Annotated in this window: 14 protein-coding genes and 2 pseudogenes; 4 read left to right on the top strand and 12 right to left on the bottom strand. The window is 65.8% G+C overall.

Annotated features, from left to right (window positions below; all coding sequences use genetic code 11):
* Positions 1 to 150: 150 nt before the first annotated feature.
* Positions 151 to 699, bottom strand: coding sequence for a Dps family protein (locus tag ACCQ00_RS15450; protein ID WP_017155541.1), 549 nt, complete (start codon positions 697 to 699; stop codon positions 151 to 153).
* A 103-nt stretch (positions 700 to 802) separates the two neighbouring features.
* On the opposite strand from ACCQ00_RS15450, the gene hrpA reads away from it, so the two are divergent.
* A complete protein-coding gene (gene hrpA / locus ACCQ00_RS15445; protein WP_372353976.1) occupies positions 803 to 4,924 on the top strand; it encodes an ATP-dependent RNA helicase HrpA in 4,122 nt (1,373 codons plus the stop codon).
* A gap of 214 nt (positions 4,925 to 5,138) precedes the next feature.
* Here the strand turns inward: hrpA and ACCQ00_RS15440 are convergent.
* Positions 5,139 to 6,665, bottom strand: a pseudogene (locus ACCQ00_RS15440) (TonB-dependent receptor domain-containing protein); the annotation flags it as partial.
* 66 nt (positions 6,666 to 6,731) lie between these two features.
* On the opposite strand from ACCQ00_RS15440, the gene ACCQ00_RS15435 reads away from it, so the two are divergent.
* A complete protein-coding gene (locus ACCQ00_RS15435; protein ID WP_011345585.1) occupies positions 6,732 to 7,958 on the top strand; it encodes an IS256-like element ISXax1 family transposase in 1,227 nt (408 codons plus the stop codon).
* Between the two features lie 35 nt (positions 7,959 to 7,993).
* Here ACCQ00_RS15435 and ACCQ00_RS15430 read toward each other — a convergent pair.
* The 9 genes and pseudogenes from ACCQ00_RS15430 to pqqA all read right to left on the bottom strand — a co-directional run.
* Positions 7,994 to 9,112, bottom strand: a pseudogene (locus tag ACCQ00_RS15430) (TonB-dependent receptor plug domain-containing protein); the annotation flags it as partial.
* 102 nt (positions 9,113 to 9,214) lie between these two features.
* Positions 9,215 to 10,249 carry a glucokinase family protein gene (locus ACCQ00_RS15425; RefSeq protein ID WP_039568007.1) on the bottom strand — a complete coding sequence of 345 codons (1,035 nt, stop codon included), beginning with the start codon at positions 10,247 to 10,249 and terminating at the stop codon, positions 9,215 to 9,217.
* Between the two features lie 302 nt (positions 10,250 to 10,551).
* Positions 10,552 to 12,066 (bottom strand): PhoPQ-activated pathogenicity-related family protein, encoded by a 1,515-nt coding sequence (locus ACCQ00_RS15420; RefSeq protein WP_039568006.1) that lies wholly within the window; start codon positions 12,064 to 12,066, stop codon positions 10,552 to 10,554.
* Between the two features lie 425 nt (positions 12,067 to 12,491).
* The gene (locus ACCQ00_RS15415) at positions 12,492 to 13,004 is read right to left on the bottom strand and encodes a hypothetical protein (RefSeq protein ID WP_017155546.1); all 513 of its coding nucleotides are present in this window, start codon (positions 13,002 to 13,004) and stop codon (positions 12,492 to 12,494) included.
* Positions 13,005 to 13,066: 62 nt separating this feature from the next.
* Positions 13,067 to 14,185: a pyrroloquinoline quinone biosynthesis protein PqqE gene (pqqE, locus tag ACCQ00_RS15410; RefSeq protein ID WP_039568005.1), complete on the bottom strand. Its 1,119-nt coding sequence runs from the start codon at positions 14,183 to 14,185 to the stop codon at positions 13,067 to 13,069.
* The gene (gene pqqD, locus ACCQ00_RS15405) at positions 14,182 to 14,460 is read right to left on the bottom strand and encodes a pyrroloquinoline quinone biosynthesis peptide chaperone PqqD (protein WP_017155548.1); all 279 of its coding nucleotides are present in this window, start codon (positions 14,458 to 14,460) and stop codon (positions 14,182 to 14,184) included. Before pqqD ends, pqqE begins: the two co-directional genes overlap by 4 nt.
* Positions 14,457 to 15,209, bottom strand: a complete 753-nt coding sequence (pqqC, locus tag ACCQ00_RS15400) for a pyrroloquinoline-quinone synthase PqqC (RefSeq protein ID WP_039568004.1) — start codon at positions 15,207 to 15,209, stop codon at positions 14,457 to 14,459. Before pqqC ends, pqqD begins: the two co-directional genes overlap by 4 nt.
* Positions 15,206 to 16,105: a pyrroloquinoline quinone biosynthesis protein PqqB gene (gene pqqB / locus ACCQ00_RS15395; protein ID WP_039568003.1), complete on the bottom strand. Its 900-nt coding sequence runs from the start codon at positions 16,103 to 16,105 to the stop codon at positions 15,206 to 15,208. The genes pqqC and pqqB overlap by 4 nt, the downstream gene beginning before the upstream one ends.
* A gap of 82 nt (positions 16,106 to 16,187) precedes the next feature.
* Positions 16,188 to 16,268, bottom strand: a complete 81-nt coding sequence (gene pqqA / locus ACCQ00_RS15390; protein ID WP_078585717.1) for a pyrroloquinoline quinone precursor peptide PqqA — start codon at positions 16,266 to 16,268, stop codon at positions 16,188 to 16,190.
* A 290-nt stretch (positions 16,269 to 16,558) separates the two neighbouring features.
* On the opposite strand from pqqA, the gene ACCQ00_RS15385 reads away from it, so the two are divergent.
* Positions 16,559 to 18,745 carry a RelA/SpoT family protein gene (locus ACCQ00_RS15385; RefSeq protein ID WP_039568002.1) on the top strand — a complete coding sequence of 729 codons (2,187 nt, stop codon included), beginning with the start codon at positions 16,559 to 16,561 and terminating at the stop codon, positions 18,743 to 18,745.
* Positions 18,746 to 19,030: 285 nt separating this feature from the next.
* Complete coding sequence (locus ACCQ00_RS15380) at positions 19,031 to 20,473, top strand: hypothetical protein (protein WP_039568001.1); 1,443 nt, start codon at positions 19,031 to 19,033, stop codon at positions 20,471 to 20,473.
* A gap of 360 nt (positions 20,474 to 20,833) precedes the next feature.
* Here ACCQ00_RS15380 and ACCQ00_RS15375 read toward each other — a convergent pair whose 3' ends face one another.
* Complete coding sequence (locus tag ACCQ00_RS15375) at positions 20,834 to 22,918, bottom strand: glycosyltransferase (RefSeq protein WP_039568000.1); 2,085 nt, start codon at positions 22,916 to 22,918, stop codon at positions 20,834 to 20,836.
* Between the last annotated feature and the right edge of the window lie 59 nt (positions 22,919 to 22,977).

Below are 22,977 nucleotides of genomic sequence, written 5' to 3'. Positions count from 1 at the left end.
GGGGACATGTCCGCGAAGCGGAGATGGCTGCGCCCCCTGAGTCAGGGGGCGCGCCGAAGGCGCGGGGTGTGGCAGGCGATTGAGCCGGGGCCCAAGGTTTCGCAACTGCAAAACCTTGGGCAAACCCGCAGGGGGCGAAGCCCAGAGGGTTTACTGCAGCAGCGAGCGCAGCATCCAGGCGTACTTTTCGTGGGTCTGCAGACGCTGGGTCAGCAGGTCCACGGTCGGATCGTCGCCGGCATCGTCGGCGGTGCCCAGCACCTTGCGGGCGGTGCGGCAGACCGCTTCATTGCCGCTGACCAGCTGGCGCACCATTTCGCGCCAGTCGGCGCTGTCGCTCAGGCCCGGCTCTTCCGGGATCGAGGTCAGCGCGACGAATTCGCGATACGAGCCCGGCGCGTTGTAGCCCAGGGCACGGATGCGCTCGGCCACTTCGTCCAGCGCCGCCCATTGTTCGGTGTACTGGGTTTCGAACATGGTGTGCAGCGAGTTGAACATCGACCCGGTGACATTCCAGTGGAAGTTGTGGGTCTTCAGATACAGGGTGAAGGCGTCAGCCATGTAGCGGGCCAGACCGTCGGAGATCTGCTTGCGATCGGCGTCCTTGATCCCGATATCGATATGCGGCGCCGAGGCGGCTGCAACCGGCAGGGCATCGTTGACGATGACGGGCTTGTTGGCGTTCTTTTTCTTGGACATGGAAGGGTCCTTCTGAGGGTTGATGTCTGACAGAACAGTTATGGCGTCACAATAGACAGGCTAAAGGATCAAACGTCATTCAATTTTTCACATTTTTCCATCAATGAGCGCTATCGACTCCACCCTTGCCGAGACCTTGCGTGAGCGCCGCCGTGCCGTGGATGGCGCGATGAGCCGCGACCGTGGCCGCTTGCTGGGCCTATGGTCGCGCTGGCAGGGCAAGCCGGGCAACCCGCAGGTGCGCGATGCGTTCGAGCAGGCGCTGGCGGCATCGCAGGCACAACGCCAGGCGCGGGCCGAGCAGCAGCCGGCGATCACGCTGGACCACCAGTTGCCCATCGCGCGCGAGGCCGAGCGCATCATCGCGCTGATCCGCGACCATCAGGTGGTGGTCATCGCCGGCGAAACCGGTTCGGGCAAGACCACCCAGCTGCCCAAACTGTGCCTGGCAGCCGGGCGCGGAGCCGCCGGGATGATCGGCTGTACCCAACCACGCCGGATCGCCGCGCGTGCAGTGGCCGCGCGCGTGGCCGACGAGCTGAAGACGCCATTGGGCACGACGGTGGGCTTCCAGGTGCGCTTCACCGATCGCGTCAGCGATCAGTCGCGCATCAAGTTCATGACCGACGGCATCCTGCTGGCGGAAATCGCCAGCGACCGTTGGCTGTCGTCCTACGACACCATCATCGTGGACGAGGCGCACGAGCGCAGCCTCAACATCGATTTCTTGCTCGGCTATCTCAAGCAGTTGCTGCACAAGCGCTCCGATCTGAAGTTGATCGTCACCTCGGCCACCATCGATACCGAGCGCTTTGCACAGCACTTCGACAATGCGCCGGTGATCAGCGTGGAAGGCCGCACCTTCCCGGTCGAGGTGCGTTATCGCCCGCTTGAAGGCGAGACGGGCGACAGCGACGACGGCGAACACGGCAGCGGCCGCGACGGCGAGCGCAGTGTCAACGATGCGATCGTGGCGGCCATCGACGAAATCACCCGCATCGACCCGCGCGGCGACGTGTTGATGTTCCTGCCGGGCGAGCGCGAGATTCGCGATGCGCACCAGTCGCTGGAACGGCGCAAATACCGCGAAACCGAAGTGGTGCCGCTGTACGCGCGGCTGTCGGCAGCCGATCAGGATCGCGTGTTCAATCCGGGCCCGCGGCGGCGCCTGGTACTGGCCACCAACGTGGCCGAAACCTCGCTGACGGTACCGCGCATCCGGTATGTGGTTGACCCGGGGCTTGCCCGCGTCAAGCGCTACAGCCCGCGCCAGAAGCTGGACCGTCTGCATATCGAGCCGATCTCGCAGGCCAGCGCCAACCAGCGCATGGGCCGTTGCGGGCGCATTGCCGAGGGCATCTGCTACCGGCTGTATGCCGAAGCGGACTTTGCCGCGCGCCCGGCGTTCACCGATCCGGAAATCCGACGCTCCTCGTTGTCCGGGGTGATCTTGCGCATGCTGCAGTTGGGGCTGGGCAGGATCGAAGACTTCCCGTTCCTGGAAGCGCCCGACGAACGTGCGGTGGCCGATGGCTGGCAGCAGCTGCTGGAGCTGGGTGCGATCGACGCGCAGCGGCGTCTGACCGCCACTGGGCGACAGATGGCGCGCCTGCCGGTGGACGTCAAGCTGGCGCGCATGCTGGTGGCCGCGCAGCAACATGGGTGCCTGCGCGAAATGATCATCATCGCCGCATTCCTGGGCATCCAGGATCCGCGCGAGCGCCCGCCGGAAGCGCGCGAGGCCGCCGATAACGCACACGCGCTGTTTGCCGATGCGCGCTCTGAATTCGTTGGCATCCTGCGCTTGTGGGATGCGTACCGGCAGGTGCATGAAGATCTGACCCAGTCCAAGCTGCGCGACTGGTGCAGCCGGCATTTCCTCGGTTTCTTGCGCATGCGCGAGTGGCGCGAGCTGCATCGGCAACTGCGCTTGCTGTGCGAAGAACTGGGTTGGAGCGAAGAGCCGGCCAATGTGATGCTGGCGCCGCTGCTGGCCGGTGCCGGCGCGCCCGTCCGCGAGGACGGCCACAACGCCAACCGGCCCACGCGTGGTCAGCTGCACCGTGCTGCGCGACTGGCGCGCGAAGGCAAGCCCGATCCCAACGCAGCGCCTGCAACACCCGCGCCGGCGGCGGCGAACAAGCAGGCCGAGCCCGCCGAAGCGTCGGCGCGCAGCAGCGAGCGCGAACGTGCGGCGGCGTATCAGGCGCTGCATCGCGCACTGTTGGCGGGGCTGCCGACGCAGATCGGCCATCGCACGGAAAAGGGCGACTACCTGGCCGCGCGGCAACGCCGTTTCGTGCCGTTCCCGGGTTCGGCGCTGGCGCGCAAACCGCCGCCGTGGATTCTGGCGGCCACGCTGCTGGACACGCAGAAAGTCTGGGGCATGACCAATGCCGCGATCGAGCCGGACTGGGCCATCGCCGAGCTGCCGCATCTGCTGGCGCGCAAGCATTTCGATGCGCATTGGTCGCGTGCGCAGGGGCAGGTGGTCGCTTCGGAACAGATCAGCCTGTTCGGGCTGGTGCTGGCGCCGAAAAAGCCCGTGCATTTCGGCAAGGTCGACCCGGCCGCAGCGCATGACCTGTTCGTGCGCCAAGGCTTGGTGACGGGCGAAATCAATACGCGCGCCGCATTCGTGGCCGACAATCTCAAGGTGCTCGAACAGGCGCGCGAAGAAGAGGCCAAGTTGCGTCGCGCCGGTATCGTTGCCGACGAAGGCTGGCAGGCGCGCTGGTATCTGGATCGCATTCCGGCCGAGTTGCATTCGGCCAGCGGTCTGGATGCGTGGTGGAAGACCTTGCCGCCGGACAAGCGCCGCAGCCTGCATTGGTCGTTGAACGACCTGCTGCCGGGCGAAGGCAGCGAAGCCGATCGCTTTCCGAAGTATTTCCCGCTCGGCGATGCGCGCCTGCCGTTGCATTACCGTTTCGAGCCGGGTGCCGTCGATGACGGCGTGACGCTGGAGGTGCCGCTGCACCTGCTCAATGCGCTGGATCCAGCGCGACTATCGTGGCTGGCCCCGGGCTTCGTTGCCGACAAGGCGTCTGCGTTGATTCGTAGCCTGCCGAAGGCGCAACGCCGCAACTACGTGCCGGCACCGGATTTCGGGCGCGCGTTCTACGAGGCCTATAGCGTGGCCTCGGCCGACGATCTGCGTGGCGAGCTGGCGCGCTTTCTGGCCAAGGCTACCGGGACGCAGGTGACGGCGCTGGATTTCGATGAGCAGGCGCTGGACACGCACCTGCTGATGAACCTGCGCCTGCGCGACGACGACGGCCGGGTGCTGGCCGAGTCGCGCGATCTGGACGGGCTGCGCGCGCGCTTCGGCGAACGTGCCGGGCAGGCGTTTGCCGCACGGGCCGGGCGCGCGCTGGCCGCCGAAGGATTGCGCGATTTTCCGGCTGCGCCGATTCCCGAACAGGTGGCCGGCGAGGCCGGCGTGCCGGCGTATCCGGCGCTGGTGGACCAGGGCGAAACTGCGGCGCTACGCATCTTCGCCGACCGTAACGAAGCGGTGCGGGCGCATCCGCGCGGCGTGCGGCGGATGCTGGAAATCGCCCTGGCCGACAAGATCAAGCAGGCACGCAAGCAATTGCCAGTGTCGCCCAAGACCGGGCTGCTGTATGCGGCGATCGAATCGCAGGAACGCCTGCGTGGCGATCTGGTCGATGCGGCGCTCAATGCCGTGCTGGCCGATGGCCTGGGCGCCATTCGCGACCCTGGCGCATTTGCGCAGCGTCGCGACGATGCGAGCAAGCGGCTGTTCGGCGAAGCGATGGAGCGCTTGAAGTTGGCCGAAAGCATCCTGGGCGCGGCGGCCGAACTCAAGCCACTGCTGGAAGCACCGTTGATGGGCTGGGCGCGCGGCAATCTGGATGACATGGAGCAGCAACTGCGCGCGCTGGTCCATGCAGGCTTCCTGCGCGACACGCCGGCCGACGCATTGGCCAATTATCCGCGCTACCTCAGGGCGATGATCCTGCGCACCGAGCGCGCAAAGCGCGATCCTGCGCGCGATCAGACGCGCATGCTCGAGCTCAAACCGTTCGTGGATGCAGTGGCAGAGGCCGCCGCGCGCGGTTTGCAAAACCGCCAAGAGTGGCAGGCGCTGCGCTGGGATCTGGAAGAACTGCGCGTGTCGGTGTTTGCGCAGGAGCTCGGTGCAAGATCCGGGGTCTCGGCGAAGAAACTGTCGCAACGGGTGGCTGCATTGCGCAGTTGAGCCTTCCTGTAGGGCATGCATCCGGACAAGGCCGCGTGCGCTTCTACAACGCACGCGGCGGCTGTCTTCGAGGCTGAAGGCGGCCAGCAAACCGTAGTGAGCAGTGGTCAGGTCGGCGGATGGCGCACTCATCGCCGGACGTACGCGTGGTATGCCCCGGCGATGAGTGCCGACCGCGCCCGCCTGGCGGTGAGCGCAGTCGGTGCTGGCTGCGCTAGAACTTCACGTGCAGGCTGGCCATGTAGCGGCGTCCGCTCTTGTAGCGGCCGGCCAGATGGTCCTTGTCGCCCAGATACTGCAGGTATTCCTCGTCCAGCAGGTTCTGCGCATCGACCTGCAGCGACCAGTTCGGGCTGAACGCATAGCCGATGCTGGCGCCGAGTTCGGCGTAATCGTCCACGCTGGCCGGTGCCGCACCGGCCACATAACCGCCGGCCAGGTAGCTGTCGCGCCAGTTGTAGGTCAGCCGCGCATTGAGCGGGCCTTTTTCGTAGTAAGGGCTGAAGGCAAGGCTGTTGCGCGACTGGTAGGGCAGTGCATCGCCAGTGTTGTTTTCGCCAGCGGCATAGGTGTAGTTGGCGGTCAGGCCGAAGCCGCTGTCGCCGAACGGTTGCTGGAAGGAGATGTTGAAGCCCTTGACCTTGCCATCGCCGGCATTGCGCGGCCGCTGAATGCTGTAGTCGCAATAGCCATCGGCGGTACAGCCGTTGCTGCCCACCAGCTGCGCCCAGCTCTGCGGTGCGGTATCGCGCAGTGCGTTGTACTGGCGCTCGACGCTGGCGCTGGTGTCGATATAGTTGTCGATCTTCTTGTAGAACACCGACCACGCCACCACTGCTTGCTGCGCGAAATAATATTCGGCAGAGAGATTGAAGTTCCAGGATTCGTACGGCGAAAGCTCAGCATTGCCGCCGCTGCCGGTCAACGTGGTGTCGTTGAGGAAGGTGTTGTTGACCATCTGGTTGTACGGTGCCCAGGCGATGACCTTGGCCGCGGCGAAGCGGAACACCCAGTCGTCGCTGGTGTCGTACGACAGCGTCAGCGAAGGCAGCAGAAAGTCTTCCTTGCGGGTGCGGGTCTGCCACAGGCTGCCGGCATCGGCAAGGGAGGGCGTGCCGCTGTAGACGAAGCCGCTGCCTTCTGTATTGGAATCCACGTAGCGCACGCCAAGATTGCCGCGCAGACCTCCGCTGGAAAAATTCAGCTGCGCATAGGCCGCCTTGTTGGTCTGCTCGAGCGCCCAGCTGTTATTGAGGTAGCTGGCCGGATCCGGCGCGCTGTAATCGACCGGGCTGTTGCGGATCCAGTTCAGCACGTTGTTGCGACCTGCCTGTAGATGTTGGCCATGATCGGGATAGAACCCCTGCAGATCGGTGAGTCCGATCGTGCCTACGTCGGCCAGGGTGCCCGGCGTGACACCGCCATAGACATTGAGCTCGAAGCGTTCGTCATGCTTGCCGTGGCGCACGCCCAGCAGCAATTGATTGAACACGCTGTCGAATTGCAGGTTGAGATCCAGCTGGCCGTACGTGTCCTTGCTTTCGGTAGAGAAGATGCCGTTGTTGCCGAACCAGCCGCCGGCCGAGCCCCAGTTGGCCGGGTCACGTGCCGCTGCCGAATCGTCGAAGCGGATGCCGCGGCGGGTGTCCCAGCTGAAGCCGCCGTTGTAGAACGGCTCGATGAAGTATTGCGACAGGTCGGTGTTCTCGGACTTGCTCTGGCCCACTTGTCCGTTCACGCCGGGCGTGTCCTAGATTTTGTGTAACCGGGCCACAGGCAGGAGACTGCCACCTAACCCGGAGACACCATGAGCCCACGCACACATGAGGTACCCGACGAGCTGCTTAGCAGCCTGTTGGTCAACTACACCAAACCCGAGGATCTGATCGGCGAGAACGGCCTGCTCAAGCAGCTGACCAAGCGGTTGGTGGAGCGGGCGCTGGACGCGGAGATGACCGAACACCTCGGTCATGACAAGCATGAGCCGGTCGCCAACGCGGCCGGCAACACGCGCAACGGACGCAGCCGCAAGACGCTCAAGGGCGAGTTCGGCGAGCTGCCGATCGAGATTCCGCGTGATCGCCACGGCAGCTTCGCGCCACAGCTGATCCCCAAGCACCAGACCCGCTGGGCCGGCTTCGATGACAAGATCTTGTCGTTGTACGCGCGCGGCATGACCGTGCGCGAGATCCAGTCGCACCTGGAGGAGATGTACGGCACCGAGGTGTCGCCGAGTCTGATTTCCTCAGTCACCGATGCGGTCGTCGAGGAGGTCAAGGCGTGGCAGGCGCGGCCACTGGATCCGGTCTATCCGATCGTCTATCTGGACTGCATCCACGTCAAAGTGCGCGAGGGCGCGGTGCGGGTCAAGGCGGTGTACCTGGCCATCGGCATCACCATGGGCGGCGAGAAGGAAGTGCTGGGCCTATGGCTGGCGCAGGCCGAGGGTGCCAAGTTTTGGCTGCAAGTCGTGACGGAGCTACGCAACCGCGGGGTGCAGGACATCTTCATTGCCTGCGTCGATGGCCTGAAGGGGTTTCCCGAGGCGATCGAGGCGGTGTTCCCGCAGACCACCGTGCAGCTGTGCATCGTGCACATGGTGCGGCACAGCCTGAACTACGTCTCGTGGAAACGCCGCGCCGAGGTTGCCGCCGATCTCAAGCGCATTTACGCCTGCGCCACCGTCGAGGAGGCCGAGCAGGCACTGACCGAGTTCGAGGCCAAGTGGGACGCCCAGTACCCGCCCATCAGCCAGTCATGGCGGCGCAATTGGTCACGACTGATCCCGTTCTTCGACTACCCACCGGAGATCCGCAAGGTGATCTATACGACCAACGCCATCGAGTCGGTCAACATGAGCCTGCGCAAGCTGACCAAGAACCGCGGCGCGTTCCCCAGCGACGAAGCCTTGATGAAACTGTTCTACCTGGCTCTGCGCAACATCACCAAGAAATGGACGCTGCCGATCCGCGACTGGAAGGCTGCGCTGAACCGCTTTACGATCCAGTTCGAGGGGCGACTTCCTCAGCGGTAACCCAAACCACGGTTACACAAAATTCTGCACACGCTCTTCACGCCCCAACCCTCGCCGCGGAAGGCGCCGCGCAGGTCCAGTCCTTTGGTCGTCACCTCCGATTCGCGCACGTTGTTGTCGTAGATCACCGTGCCGCCGAGCGGGATGGCATTGGTGCTGGAGTGGCCACTGTTGATCACGCCGTTACGGACGTCGCCAAGCTGGTCCACCGCCGCCACCGTGCCGGCATTCCAGGTCAAGAAGCTGTACATCGACTGGTTGTAGTTGTCGAAGTTCTCCTTGATGTACAGGCCGCTCAGATTGAACTCCAGCGCCTCGCTGGGCTTGAGTTGCAGGTTGACCACCGCGCTGTCGCGCTCGCGATCCTGCTGGAACCAGGCAGCGTTGATCGAGTTGGGCACATCCGCATCGGCAGGCACGTCCCCTGCGGCATTGGCGAAGGTGCTGGCCGGTACGTAGCCGAATACTTCCATGCCGCGGCGGTCCACGCGCTCTTCGTAATGCTGCGCCGACACCGCAATGCCGAAAGTCTGCGCCGCGTTCTTCCAGCTGTAGAGCAGTGCGGCGTTGGGTTTGCCCTGGCTGGCCTGGTCGCTGTAGCTGTAGCCGATGGACGCAGCCACTTCGTTGACCTTCAGGTCCAGCGGCTGCCGCGTGTGCATCAGCACCGTGCCGCCCAGGCTGCCTTCGGTCAGGCGCGCTTCGGAGGATTTGAGGATTTCCGCACGGCCCAGGATCTGCGGGGCCAGCAGGGTGTAATCGAACCCGCGGCTGGGCTGTTCGCCGTAGAGCCAGATCGCCTGCGCGACCGGATGCCCGTCCAGGAACGACAGATTGAGGCTGGGGTCGGTGCCGTCGATACTCACGCGCTCGCCTTGCCCGAAGCGTCTGTCCAACGTCACGCCAGGGATCTGCGAAAGCGCTTCGGCCACGTTGGTGCTTGGGAATTTGCCGATGTCTTCGGCAGTGATCGCCTCGGAGATGCCGGTGTTGTTGCGTTTGGTGTCGAGCGATTTTTCCAGGCTGGCGCGGATGCCGACCACCTGGACGGCATCCAGGTCGGTGGCTTGCGTGCCAACGCTGTCCTGGGCTTGCGCAGCGAATGCCAGCGACATTGCGATGGCGCTGGACAGCAGGGTGGTGCTGTATTTCATGATGTCTCTCCTCATCACGCACAGGGATGGACGGCGGGCTGCTGCTCGCCGGATGCGGGGTCTTGCAGACGCGCGCTCGGGGTAGAACGCGTGGTAGATCGCTTACGACAGGTCGGTGTGGTGCTGCAGATACCAGTTGGCCGCGCCGAGCACGCCCAGTTGCCCGTGCTCGACCAATTTGACCGGGATGCGTTCGAGCACCGCGCGCATGTTGCCCTTGTCCAGGAAGCGCTCGGCAAAGGTGCTGCCAGCCAGGAACTGGCCGATCGTCGGCAGGAAGCCCCCGGCCAGATAGATGCCGCCGGCAGCGCCATAGGCCAGCGCCATGTCGCCGACCGCGCTTCCCAGCAGGCCGCAAAACATCTGCAGGCACTCGCGCGCAAGCGCATCGTCTTCGTGCAGCGCTGCGTGTGTCACCGCAGCGGGCAGGCGATGACGCGGCGTTGCGTCATGCAGCTCGCACACCGCAGCGTAGAGATGCAGTAATCCCGGGCCGGAGAGCACGTGCTCCAGTGGCAGATAGTGCCGGTCACGCAACAGGCGTTGCAGCAAGGCATATTCGTGCGGGTGGGTGCTGGCCAGCGCGACCTGGCCGGCTTCGGTGGCCAGCACGATCGCGCGTGGCTTGGCATCGATCCACAGCGCTGCACCCAGGCCGGTGCCGGGGCCCACCACCAGAATCGGCCCGTTGGCACGCGCATGGCGCGGCGTCGGCCCGCTCAGTTGCAGCACGGCGCGTTGTTCCATCTGTGGCGCTGCGTAGGCCACCGCCTCGAAGTCGTTGACCAGGTGCACGTTGCGCACTGCCAGTGCGGCACCGATGCGGCTGGGCGAGATCGTCCAGGGCAGGTTGTTGCTGATGAAGCTGCCATCGTCCAGCGCCACGCCGGCACTGGCGATGACCACCGCATCGACGCCGCGCCGTTGTTGCAGGAAGTCCTCGAGGATGGCCTGGAGACTGGCGTATTCGGCGCAGCGATAGGTGCGGTAAAGCGACAGTTCGATGGCTGCATCGCGCGCCTGCAGCATGTGCCCGACACGCACATGCGTGCCACCGACATCGGCAGCGACGAAGCTGGTGGCAACGGGGACATCGGGCGAGGCAGAGGCGTAATCAGAACGCGAAATCGCAGCCACATTCAGTCCTTTGGTCCGTCTGAGCGGCCGATGCCGTCAGCGAGTAGGGGCCTGTGTAGGAGTTGGTGACAACGATGTCAATGGATCAGTCGGGTTGGATCGATCTTGGTGGCGTACTCAAGTGCCAAAATGTGCCGTTAGGCATTGTCTGTGCGGACTTCGTTGCGCAAAGTGGACAAATGCGTCCAACCGGGCGCAGTGGTTGCCGAAAAGCGGACTCGGCAAGCCGGCGCATGGCACCCAGCTGCCCACCAGGGGCTTCAGTCGGCTATTGCCCCATCCACCCTGCTTCAAGGCCTGCGTCAGCGCACGGCGGCACCGGCGATCGCGCCAGGCAACGTGCTGCAGGCCGCATGATCGGTGGGCGGTGCCTGGGTCGGGTAGCGCTGCTTGCCGAGCACATAGGTCTGGCTGGTGGCAACGAACCCGTCCGCGTAAGTGGCTTCGATGAAATATGCGCTCCAGCCGTCGTCCGGAATCTGCACCGGAACCGGGACCATGCCGCGGCCGGCAAGCGCAATGGGCGTGGCGCTGTAGCGTATGCCGCAGGCGTAGCGGAAATCGCGCGCCTGTGGATTATGTGCACTCCACAGCTGCAGCTGCGTGGGCCGCTCGGAGGAGCGGAAGCGAATCTGCGGCGCTTCGCCCATACGCAACACATCGCTTACCTGCGGTAGCGGGCGCTGCTGCTGCAGGCGCGTGATAAACGGCGCCAGGGTATCGACGACGGAGGCGCGGATGTTGTGCGCACTGTTGGGCAGGACGCGCAGCGCCTTTGCGCCGGGCAGCGCGTTGTAGAAGAACTGGGTGTTGTCCGGCATGAAGAAGTCGTCGCCGCTGGCATTGACGATGTACTTGGGCACCGTCAGCCGCGTGCGGTACGGCGTGTGCAAATAACTCAGCGGATCTTGCAGTTGCACCAACTGCGCGAAGGCCGGGGTCTGCAGTTGTGAGGTGATGCCCTGCTTTGCATAGGCATTGAAGGCGATCGGCCAGTTGCCGCCATAGGTGCGGAACATATGCTCCAGCACTGCCGGCATGTTGAGGATGTCGATCACCAATGGCGCCACCGCCTCTACGCGCCGGTCTGCGATGGTGGCGTGCCAGCTGGCCCATCCGCGTTTGGAGGCGCCGGCGAGGACGAAGCGATGGATGCGCAGCGGGGCCAGTTCACGCTCGGCCAGGCTCATGGTGCGCGCAATCGCGGCCGCCATCGGCACGTGCAGCGGCAGTGTCTTGCGCTGCTGCGATGCCTTGAGAAACAGCGACCAGCTATAGGCCACGCTGTCGTCTTCGCGGCGCGGGGTGGCATCGCCCTGGTAGGTCAGTGCCTGGTTGGGGATGTCGCTGAGCGCGATCACCACCGTGCGGGTGCGTTGCGCCAAGGCGGCCAGCGCCTCGGGCGCCAACTCGCTGGCCGGCTGCGCCGTACCGCCATCCACTGGATGACGCGTGCCGTTGGTTGAGATCAACACTGCGCGCGTGGGCAAGGCCTCTTTCGGCACGTAGATCGCCACGTCGTGCTGCCAGCGCGCTGGCGTGACCAGTCCCTCGGGCGACCAGTCCTGCGAGGTCAGCAGGTAGTCGCGCCGCTCGACACCGGCAACGCTGCTGGTGCCAACGCGCGTATAAGTCAGCGGTTGTTGTTCGATGGCATCGTGGTAACACACCAGGGCTTGCCCGAAGCCAACTTCCGGCGCATTGGCGCAGTGCTCCGCCGGCGACGCAGCAGCCGCGGCGGGGGCAGCGGGCGCGACGCCTGCAAAGAGTGTCAGGGACGATAACAGGGCGAGGCTGCAAGAGGTCTTCGAGCGCATGCGGGTTCTCCAGAAACCGTGCGTGGGGCCAGCAATTGCTACGACCAATCGCGTGGGAAAACGCAGTCAGCGGTCGCGTCAGCGGCGGGGGTGGCGCGGTGTGCACGAGTGTACGCGTGGTCCCTGACGGTAAGGACCACGGCACCTGTCGCGACCGGCAATGGGCTGCATCTGCACGATGCCGAGTTGCGATGATTCGGCGCGCCGCGTTGGCTGCGCCTGGGCGTGGCGGGTACGCACTGACGCTTGCGCTGCGTCTGCCGTCACCCACGCCGCCTTGCGCATGCGCTGTTCTGCAGCGAGCGACCTAAAGCGGCTGCGATTGATCTCGCATGCGCAACGCCCAGCGGCGGGATACGCGCCGCGCGTGCCGATGCCAGGCGCGGCGACCGTCTTCGGTAGCCGCGCAGGCTTGGCCGGTGCCTTTACTTGATCCGCCGCACCTTGGCCGGGGTGTTGTAACCCTCGATCTGCAGATACCACACGCCGACCAGACCCGGCTTGATCTTGACCTTGGGTGCGTCCTTGCGCACGCCGGACAGGCTGGCGGCGTCGGTCTGTTCCCACTCCTGACCGTTGGCCAGCGTGTAGACGCGACCCTTTGCAAAGCCCTTGAAGTCGCCCACCATCGTGCTCTCGATCGGCTCCTTGCTGCCGAAGTCGAAGAAGCCGCGGTTCTTGACGATCACTTCCTGGCGGCCGGCTTCCTTGGCCTGTTCGACCACCACGGCAGCCTCCTTGGCGACCTTGCCCTGCAGCCAATCGTTGAGCGCGGCCAATTCACTGGCATCGAGCTTGTCCAGGCCGGCGGCCTTGAACTGTTCGGCACTCATCTGCGACTGCAGGTCGCCTTGCACCGCGCGTTGCGCCAGGGCGGGGGCGGCATGCAGCGCCACGGTCAGGCAAACCAGCAAGGGAATGCGGCGCGCAAGCGACATGGAAGCCATCCAAAGAAGAAGAGGGGCCTAGTGTAGACGCTGTTGGCGCCGGCCGACGCGGCTTACTCCAGCGTGTCGGCGGTGGATGGTGCCGGGCGTTCTGGGCGGCGGTAGACGAAGGCAGGCGCCGGCGATGCCGACTCCAGCTCGGCGGTTGCGCGCACCTGCGCATGCATGGGCGAGCGTTCGCAGACCGGGTCCAGCGTGGCGGCATCGCCGCTGAGCGCCAGCGCTTGGCAGCGACAGCCACCCCAGTCGATCTCGCGCTTGGGGCAGCCCTGGCACACCTCCGGCATCCATGCGGTGCCGCGAAAGCGCACGAATGCCTCGCCGTTGTTCCAGATATCGGCCAGCGAGCGCTCGCGCAGATTGTCGAAGCGCATGCCCTCGATGGTTTCGGCGGCATGGCAGGGCAGCACGTCGCCGCGCGGGGAAATATTGACGAAGCGCTGGCCCCAGCCGCCCATGCAGGGTTTGGGCTGGCGCGCGTAGTAATCGGGCGTGACGAAATCGATCGCCAGGCGGTCGCCGAGCTGGCGACGCGCGGTTTCCACCGCGTCGATGGTGGCCAGCAGTTGCGCGCGGCTGGGCATCAACGCAGCGCGGTTGCGCAGGCCCCAGCCGTAGTACTGGGTGTGCGCCACTTCGATGCGCTCGGCCTGCCATTCCAGCGCCAGCGCGATCATGCCGGGCACACGTTCGGCGTTATGGCGGTGCAGTACCGCATTGATCGTCAGCGGCAGGCCGCGGGCGCGGACCGCGGCGGCGAATTCGCGCTTCTTGGACAAGCTATTGCGGTAGCCGGCGATGCGGTCGGCACCGGCCGCATCGACGTCCTGCACGCTCAACTGCACATGTTCCAGCCCGGCCGCCTGCAGTTGGTCCAGCATCGGCTCGCCGCCAGCGACGCCGGAGGTGATCAGGTTGCTGTACAGCCCGAGCCCGCGCGCATGGGCGACCAGCTCGGGCAGGTCTTTGCGCAGCATCGGTTCGCCGCCGGAAAAATGCGCCTGCAGCACGCCCATGTCGGCGGCCTGCTGCAACAGCGAGCGCCAGCCTGCGGTGTCCATCTCTTCGCGCAGCGCCGCCAGCGCGATCGGGTTGGAGCAATACGGGCACGCCAACGGGCAGCGGTGGGTCAATTCCAATAACACCGACAGCGGTGGCGGCGCGATGCTCATAGCCGCAGCAGGCGCTTCTGATGCAGGGTATCGGTGAGTTCGATCACGTCCGCTTCGATTTGCGCCGCGTCCGCATCGAATTGTGCAGCCAGCTCCTGCGCGATCTGCGCCAGCGAACGCGTGCCGTCATAACGTTGCGCGATCACCAAGGCAATGTCGTCCAGTTCGACCACGCGTTCGGGTGCCAGCAGCACCCATTGATCACGCGCGCGGTCGTGCTGCAAGCGCACGCCTGCACGCAAGGCTGGCTGGCTGTCGCGGGTAATGCCGCTCATGCCGCAACCCGGCCGGCGTCGCGGTCCGGCACGAAGGCATCCGGCCAGACGATGCCAGGCGCCACGTAGGCCACGTGCAGTGCATCCAGTTGTGCCCACAGCACCGAGCACTTGAAATGCAGCGCGGCCTTGACCAGCGCCTGCTTTTCCACCGTATCGGCATGCTGCCTGACGTAGTCCAGCGCAAAATCCGAATCGCGGGGCGCCTCGGTCAGGCGATGCTCGAAATAGGCCAGCGCTTCGGACGAGACGAAGTCGTAATGCTTGAGCATGCCGGCCACGCGCTGGCCGATGATGTTGGGCGCGAACAATTCGGTCAGCGACGAGGCGATTGCTTCGAGCAGGCTCTTTTCGCGCACGAACTGCAGGTACGCCTGCACCGCAAAGCGCGTGCCGGGCAGCAGCGCGCGTCCGGACTCCACCAGCGTGCGCTCCAGGCCCAGCGCATCGGTCAGGTGCAGCCAGCGCGCGATGCCGCCGTCGCTGGCGCTATTGCCGTCGTGGTCGAGGATGCGTTGCCGCCAGATCCGCCGCAGCGCCGGATCTTCCATGCGCGCCAGGATCGCCGCGTCCTTCAGCGGAATGCAGCGCTGGTATTCGAAGCGATTCAACGCCCAGGCCTGCACCTGGCCTCGGTCGAGCTTGCCGTGGTGCAACAGCGCATGGAACGGATGCTGGTCGTGATACAGGCGCGCGCCGATGGCACGCAGGTCCGCTTCCAGTTGGTCGGGGCTGAGCAGGGCGGTCACAGGGCGATCTCCAGGCCGTCATGTGCAACCTCCCAACCACTGGCGCGCGCGCTGGCGAACTCGGGCGAGAGGCTGTTGAGTACGGGGTTGGTGGTGTTGAGATGGATGAAGATCTTGCGCGCCACGTTCAACGGTGCGAATGCGGCGAAGGTGCCGTCGGGTCCGTCGATGCTCATGTGGCCCATGCGTTGGCCGGTCTTCTGGCTGATGCCCAGCTGCACCATCTCGTCATCGCGCCACAACGTGCCGTCGAAGAACACCAGTTCGGCCCCCTGCAGGCGCGCACGCAAGGCGTCGGTCATCGCAGCGCAGCCGGGAATGTAATGCATGCGGTGGCGGCCATCGTCGATGGTGAGTCCGAGGGTTTCTTCATCTGATCCAGCCAGGTCGCCGCCGCTGCGCGATTCCATGAACAAGGGCACCTTGCCGGGCACCGAAAACGGCGTGAGCGCTAATCCGCACAGCGCCAACGGTGTGTCCAGCGCAAAAGGTTGCCGGCTCACGTAGTGCGGATTGACGGCGTCGAAAATCGGATTCTGCGCGAGCAAGTCCAGCACGCGGCGGCTGGCATGCAACGAAAACCGCTGGCTTTCGCGCATCGAGAGCAGCCCGGCGATGTGGTCGATCTCGCCGCTGGTCAGCAGCACCGCCTCAATCGGCGAATGGCGCAGCCCTTGCTGCGGCCACAACGCCGGTGTTGCAAGAATCTGTTGGCGGAAATCGGGAGAGGCGTTGATCAGCACCCAGCGCTCGCCATCGGCGCTGACCGCGATACTGGCCTGGGTACGACGTTGGGCACCGTCTGTCTGCTGCCACGCCCGCAGGCTTGCGGGGGTATGGCAATTCCACTGCGGGTGCCCACCGCCGGCCGCCGATCCCAAAACAATGATGCGCATGGAGAACGGGACCTAATCTGCCGGCAATTGCCGGTCATGCATCAAAAGGAAGGGCGGCAAGGTAAGCGTGAAACGTGCAGGATCAAAACTCGCCGGACACGTAGCAGTTGATTTCGGCGCCACAATTGACTTCACGAACGAAAGGCTTCTTCCAGGTCTTCATACGGCTACCTCGCAGTTGGGAAAAACGTCGCTGGCTGCTGGATGCAACGCACGACGTGCCCCGAGCATAGGCAGGCGGTCTGGCGCAGTTGTAAAGGGCACGTAAAAAGGCGCAGAGGTTCCGATTTCCGTTTGCCGCGCCGTGCCGCTTTTCGCGGCAGCCGTTGACGAATCAAGACGTTGCGGGGTGAACCTGGCATAAGCACGCGCGTCGTCCTGCGCAGTGGGGGCCCCGGTAAAACGCGTTGTGGAGAAGGTGACGCGCACGTTACCGTAGTCATCAGCTCCCCGTTGTTGCCCGCCGCCGTGCCCACCGCTGTGACCAGTTCCTCATTTGATCGCCTGCAGGCGTTGCTGCAGCGTCCGGCCGTGGCCTCGATCGCACCGGCAGTACGCGACGCGCTGGCGCGGGCCTGGCAGGACCTGCCGCCCGCACAGACCGATAGCGTGCCGTGGGCATTGCTCGGCGACACCCTGGATGCCTTGGCGCTGCTGGCCGCCGACGAAGCCACCCTGATTGCAGCGCTGCTGTTCGATTTGCCTGCCTTGCGTGACGCGATCGCGAGCCTGCCGTGGCAGCCGGCGGAGCGACGGGTGGCGGTGGAAGGCCTGCTGGACGGCCTGGATGCGGCCGATCAGGTCTGGGCGCTGCACGCCGGACGCGAGGCCGGGCGCAACAGCGAAGGATTGCGGCGGTTGCTGCTTTCCATCATCCACGACCTGCGCGTGGTGCCGATCTTGCTGGCACGTCAGCTGGCACGCATGCGCGTTGCCGACCGCCTGAGCGAAGATGAGCGCCGCGCGCTGGCCCAGCTCACGCGCGACATCCACGCGCCGCTGGCGAACCGGCTGGGCATCTGGCAGGTGAAGTGGGAGTTGGAAGACCTGGCGTTCCGGCATCTGGAGCCGGAGACCTATCGCCGCATCGCCCGCGAAGTGGACGAAACCCGCGTGGCGCGCGAGCGCTACCTGGAAGCGGTCAAGCGCACCTTGTCGGCAGCGCTTGCCCAGCAGGGCCTGCGCGCAGAGGTGAGCGGGCGGCCGAAACACATCTACAGCATCTGGCGAAAGATGCAGAAGAAGCGGCTGTCGTTCGACCAGTTGTACGACATCCGCGCGGTGCGGGTCATGGTCGAGGACGTGGCGGCGTGTTATGCCGCGTTGGGCGCGGTGCATTCGCTGTGGGCGCCGGTGCCGAGCGAGTTCGACGATTACATCGCCCGGCCCAAGGCCAACGACTACCGCTCGTTGCATACCGCAGTGGTGGGCCCGGAAGGGCGCACGATCGAAATCCAGATTCGTACCTTCGAAATGCACGCCCAGGCCGAACTCGGCGTGGCCGCGCACTGGAAATACAAGGAAGGCGGCAAGGGCGGCGAAAAGGCGTTCGACCGCAAGATTTTGTGGATGCGCCAACTGCTGGAGCAGGTGCAGGAAGGCGAGCATGGCGAACTGGCCGGCGCGCTGGATGCCGAGCTGATCGAAGACCGCGTGTATGCGCTCACTCCCAAGGGCGAGGTGATCGATCTGCCGCAAGGTGCCACGCCGCTGGATTTTGCGTATCACGTGCACACCATGGTCGGGCATCGCTGCCGTGGCGCGCGCGTCAACGACCGCATCGTGCCGCTCACCTATCGGCTGCGCAGCGGCGACCGGGTGGAGATCATGACCGCCAAGGAAGCCGATCCGCGCCGCGATTGGCTGCTGGCCTCCAACGGCTTTCTGGCCAGCGGGCGCTCGCGCGACAAGGTGCGCGCCTGGTTCCACAAGCTGGACCGCGCACGCAACGTGCAGGCGGGCAAGGACTTGCTCGATCGCGAGCTCAAGCGCCTGGGCCTGCAGCATGCGGATCTGAGCGTGGCCGCGCGCAAGTTCCACGCCGAAAATATAGATGAGCTGTATATCCAGGTCGCCCTGGGCGATACCGGTCCGAACCAGGTCAGCCGTGCATTGCTGGAAGCCGAGCGTGCCGCGTCCCAGCCGGCAGTACCGGCGCCCCCGCGGCCGACCGCGCGGCGCGATGGATTGGGGAAATCCAAATTCACCGTCGAGGGGGTGGGCAATTTGCTGGTGCAGCTGGCGCGTTGCTGCCAGCCGGTGGCCGGCGAACCGATTGCCGGCTATCTCACCCGCGGTCGCGGCATCACCGTGCACCGCACCGACTGCGCGGCACTGGCGCGCCTGGCCGCCGCCCACCCGCAGCGGGTGTTGCCAGTGGAGTGGGGCAAGGCCGGCAGCGGCTACGAAGTGGATGTGCAGGTGCGGGCGGTGGACCGCCGCTGGCTGCTCAAGGACATCACCAACCTGATCGCCCAGGAAGACGCGCACGTGCTGGAAATCAACAGCGACAACGTGCGCGATACCGGCAGGGCGCAACTGCGGCTGCGCTTGAAGGTCAGCGACTATGACCAGCTGTCCGGTCTGCTCGGCAAGCTGGATGCGTTGCCCGGGGTGAGCGAGGTGCGGCGGCTGGGCTGAATGCTGAAGATCTTGCCAGCGCCTACCGATCCGAACACAGCACATAAGGGGGAGGGCGCCGTGCTTGCCTGACGATTCCCGATTCCCGATTCCCGATTCCCGATTCCCGAATCCCGAATCCCGAAGAGCCCACACCGCCTTCGCAACCTCCACCGCTACCATAAGGCGGTGAACGCGTCCCCGTCAGGTCGCGCCAAGGATGGACGCCACCGTATGTCTCCGCTCCCGCGCTGGGCCAGATCGCCCCGCCTCTGGGCGCCACTGCGCAGCCGTGCGCTTTGGCGCATGGTGTTGGCGCTGTGCGCCTGCCTCCTGCTCACTGTGGTCGTGCTGCGCAAGCCGCTGGCCGATTGGCTGTGGCCGGACACGCGCATCCAGCAATTGTTGCAGCGGGGCGATGCGGCCCTGGCGCGCGGTCAGCTCAGCGCCGCCAACGGCAGCGGTGCGCGGGAACTGTTCGCCGCCGCACTTGCACTGGACAGCGACCGTGGCGAAGCCCGGACCGGGCTGGCGCGCACCGGCGCTGCTGCGGTAGCGCAGGCACGGGCAGCGGTTGCAGCAGGCGATGTCGAAGCAGCGCAGCGTGCGCTGGCGCTGGCAGGCGCCCTGGAGGTGCCGCAGGCGCAGATCGCCCCGGTCGCGGCGCGGCTGCGCGCGCTGCAGGCGCGTCGGGTCGGGCTGGATGTCTTGCTGGCGCAGGCCGCGCTTGCCCAGCAGCAGGGCCGCCTGGACGGCACGCCGGAGAGTGCGTTGCCGCTCTATCAACGCATACTGACCCTGGCGCCCGACCGCACCGACGCACTGGAAGGCCGCGAAGACGCCTTGACCGACCTGTTGGCGCAGGCACGACACGCACTGGCGCGCGACGCGCTCGGCGAGGCGTCGGCGTTGCTGGCCGCGGCCAAGCGGTACGACGCCGGGCATGTCGACATGCCGCTGACCGAAGGCCAGTACCACCGCGTGCTGGAACAGCGGCGCCAGCGGGCGCAGGCCTTGCTGCGACGGGGTCGCCTGGCTCCGGCTGCGCGCGATTTCAACGCGGTGCTGGCTGCCGAACCTGGCGATGCAAGTGCCCAGCGGGGCCGCGACCAGGTGGCGGACGAGTACGCCGCACAGGCCGGCCGGCAGGCGGCGGATTTCCACTTCGACGATGCGTTGCAATCCTTGCGTCAGGCGCAGCTTCTGGTGCCCGGCGCCGCATCGATCGTGCAGGCCGAGCAAGCGATTGCGCGCGCGCGCGACGCCCAGCGCGGCCCGGACGCGAGCCTGTCGCGGAGCACGCGCGAGCGCCGTCTGCGGGCATTGCTGCAGCGCGTTGCCGATGCCGAAGCGCAGCAACACTGGATGACGCCGCCCGGCGCCAGCGCCTACGACGCCGTGCGTGCCGCGCAGGCGCTGGCACCGCGCGATCCGCGCGTGCTGCAGGCAGCGGCGCGCGTGGTACCGGCCAGCCAGCGTTGTTTCGAGGACGAACTGCGCAACAACCGCCTGCGTGCCGCGCGCGGGTGCCTGGATGCCTGGCAGGCGCTGACACCCATTGCCGATGCCTTGGCCGGTGCGCGCCGCCGCCTTGCACAACGCTGGGTGGCGGTCGGGAGCGAACGGCTGGGCCAGGAAGACGCAGCCTTCGCCCGCCGTGCACAGGATGAGGCACATCAGCTGGATCCGGGCTTGCCGGAACTGGCCGAATTCACGCGGCGGGTCAAGGCGGTGGCCGAGCAGCGGTGAGCGGTTGCCGGCGATACGGGCAACTTCTGAGCCAGCCGGGCGTGCGCAGTCCCACGGTCTAGGACCTGCGTTGCATCAAATGCAGGCACCGTCTCACGCTCCAAACCCCCCGCGTTTTGCATCAGATGCAACGCGTACTGCAGACGCATGGGAACCATGCGGTGCAGCCCCGCAACAAGCACGCCATGCGCGTTGCCACGCACACTCCCTTCTCCCACCAGGAGAAGATGTCCCGAAGGGGCGGATAAGGCTAAATGCGAAGCCTTCCGGTGCGGCGCAGGCGGATCAATCGCCAATCACGCTGCGGACTGCGGCGTTTGGCGATGCAGACGATCCAAGCAGTCGTTCCGAAACATCTGCTTACTCGGCAATAAACAACGCGCGCACCGTGTCACGCGCCGCCTCCAGCGAAAAATGTTCGGCCACGTTGCGCAAGCCGTTGTCGGCCAGACGTTGCCACAGTGCCGCATCCTGATACAGCCGCACGATCGCCGCGGCGAAGGCGTCGGCATCGTCGGCGACGCAGACATCCTCGCCGTCGCGCAGGTGCATGCCTTCCACCGCGCAGGTGGTGCCGACCACCGGCTGGCCGTGCGCCATGCTCAGATTGATCTTGCCTTTCACGCCAGCGCCAAAACGCAGCGGTGCCACCGCGATACGCGCACTGTCCATGAACGGCACCAGGTCCGGAACATGGCCATGCAGCTGCACGCCGGGGCATTCGTCGGCCAACAATGTCAGGGCGTCAGGCAGGTCGGCACCGATGCAGTGGAAGACCACGTCGGGCAGCTGCGCACGGACCTGCGGGAAGATGGCACTGATGAACCACTGCACCGCATCCACATTCGGCGGATGACGAAAGCCGCCGACAAAGACCAGGTCGCGGCGTTGCGCGAAGCGATGCCCGCTGCCGGCAACTTCATGCAGGTTGGACAGCAGGGCGGTGCGGATGTGTGGCGCATCGGCGCGCAGTTGCGCCTGTTCCGCGGCAGACACCAGCACGGTGACATCGGTGGCCGCCATGATCTCCAGCTCGCGCAGGCGGGTGCGTTCTGCGCTGCGCAGCAGGTTGGCATCGCCGGCCAGCTCGGCACCGCGGCGTTCGCGCAGGTAATGCAGGTCGACGGTGTCGAACAAGCTGCGCGCCTGAGGCGCGTATTGCCTGAGCAACGGCAGGCAGGCATGCGCCACGTGGTGGCGTACCAGCAGCACCACTGCAAATCGCGCGCCATGGCTGCGCAGCCAGCTGCCGATGCCTTCGAGAAACGGCGCGTACCAGACTTCGACACCGAGCTGCTGCAATGCCTGGGTGTGGCGCCCGGCGTGTTCGCGGCGTGTCGGCACGAAGACGACATGCGCGCCTTCCTCGCGCAGCAGGCGGATCAGGTTGAACTGCCGCAGCGAGCCTGAGTCGCGGTCCGGCTGCGGCACGCACTCGTCCAGGATCAACACCTGTCGCTGGTGGCGGTGCAGCAGTGCAGGTCCGGGCAGCACCGGTTGCTGAATTTGTTCGCTGAGTTGCAGTGACCATTTTTCGGCGAATTGCCTTTGATGCTCCGCAACCACTGATTCTGTCTTCGTATCATGGGTTTGATCATGCACCACTACGCTGGCCGGCTGCACCAGCACCTGATAGCCGGCCGCGCGGACTGCAAACGCCAGATCGGTGTCTTCGTAATACGCCGGCATGTAGCGCCGGTCCAGCCCGCCCAGTGTCTGCAACAGCGCACGCGGCAGCGCGATGGCCGCGCCCGAGCAGTAGTCCATCGCGCGGACATACGCATAGCGCGGGTCCTCGGACGATTCGAAGCGGCCGTAGCTCCAGGCGCTGCCATCGGCGAACACCACGCCGCCGGATTCCTGCAGGCGCCCGTCCGGGTACACCAGTTGCGCGCCGACCAGGCCGGCGGCCGGATACCGGGCAAAGGTGTCGATCAGCCGGTCCAGCCAGCCGGGCTGCGGAATGGTGTCGTTGTTGAGCAGCACCACGAACTCGCCGCGCGCCAGCGCGATGCCGTCGTTGCAGGCTGCGATGAAACCGCCATTGCTCGCACGCACGTGGTAATGCAGGCCGGCGATCTGCGGCAGCTGTTCAGCGGTGGCGTCGCTGCTGCCGTCGTCCACGACGATGATTTCCACGCTCAGCAGCGGCGGATGCGCCGCCAATGCGCGCAGGCAGGCCAAGGTGTGCGCGATGTGGTTGTAGACCGGGATCACCACCGTCACCCGCGGGGTAGCGCTGTGCGGCAGCGCGAACGCCGCAAACGGGGCGGCCTGCGGCAGCCACAGCGGCGTGCCCAGGGTGACTGGAGGCGCCTGCGTGTGCACGCGAATGCGTTGCCAGGTCGCGCGCCAGCCGCGCGTGCGCATGCTGGCCACGCTGCGGTGGATCAGGCCGAGGACGCGATTGAACAGATAGCGCGCATCGGCCAAAGACATCGACATTGCGTTGGAACTCCAGCGTGGTATGGCAGTGAACGGTGCGAGCAGCGCGCGGGTCGAGG

Origin of the sequence: Xanthomonas sp. NCPPB 3761 (assembly GCF_041475705.2) — a bacterium.
In the GTDB taxonomy this organism is placed as follows: domain Bacteria; phylum Pseudomonadota; class Gammaproteobacteria; order Xanthomonadales; family Xanthomonadaceae; genus Xanthomonas; species Xanthomonas phaseoli.
This window is presented reverse-complemented; position numbering and strand designations above follow the sequence as displayed.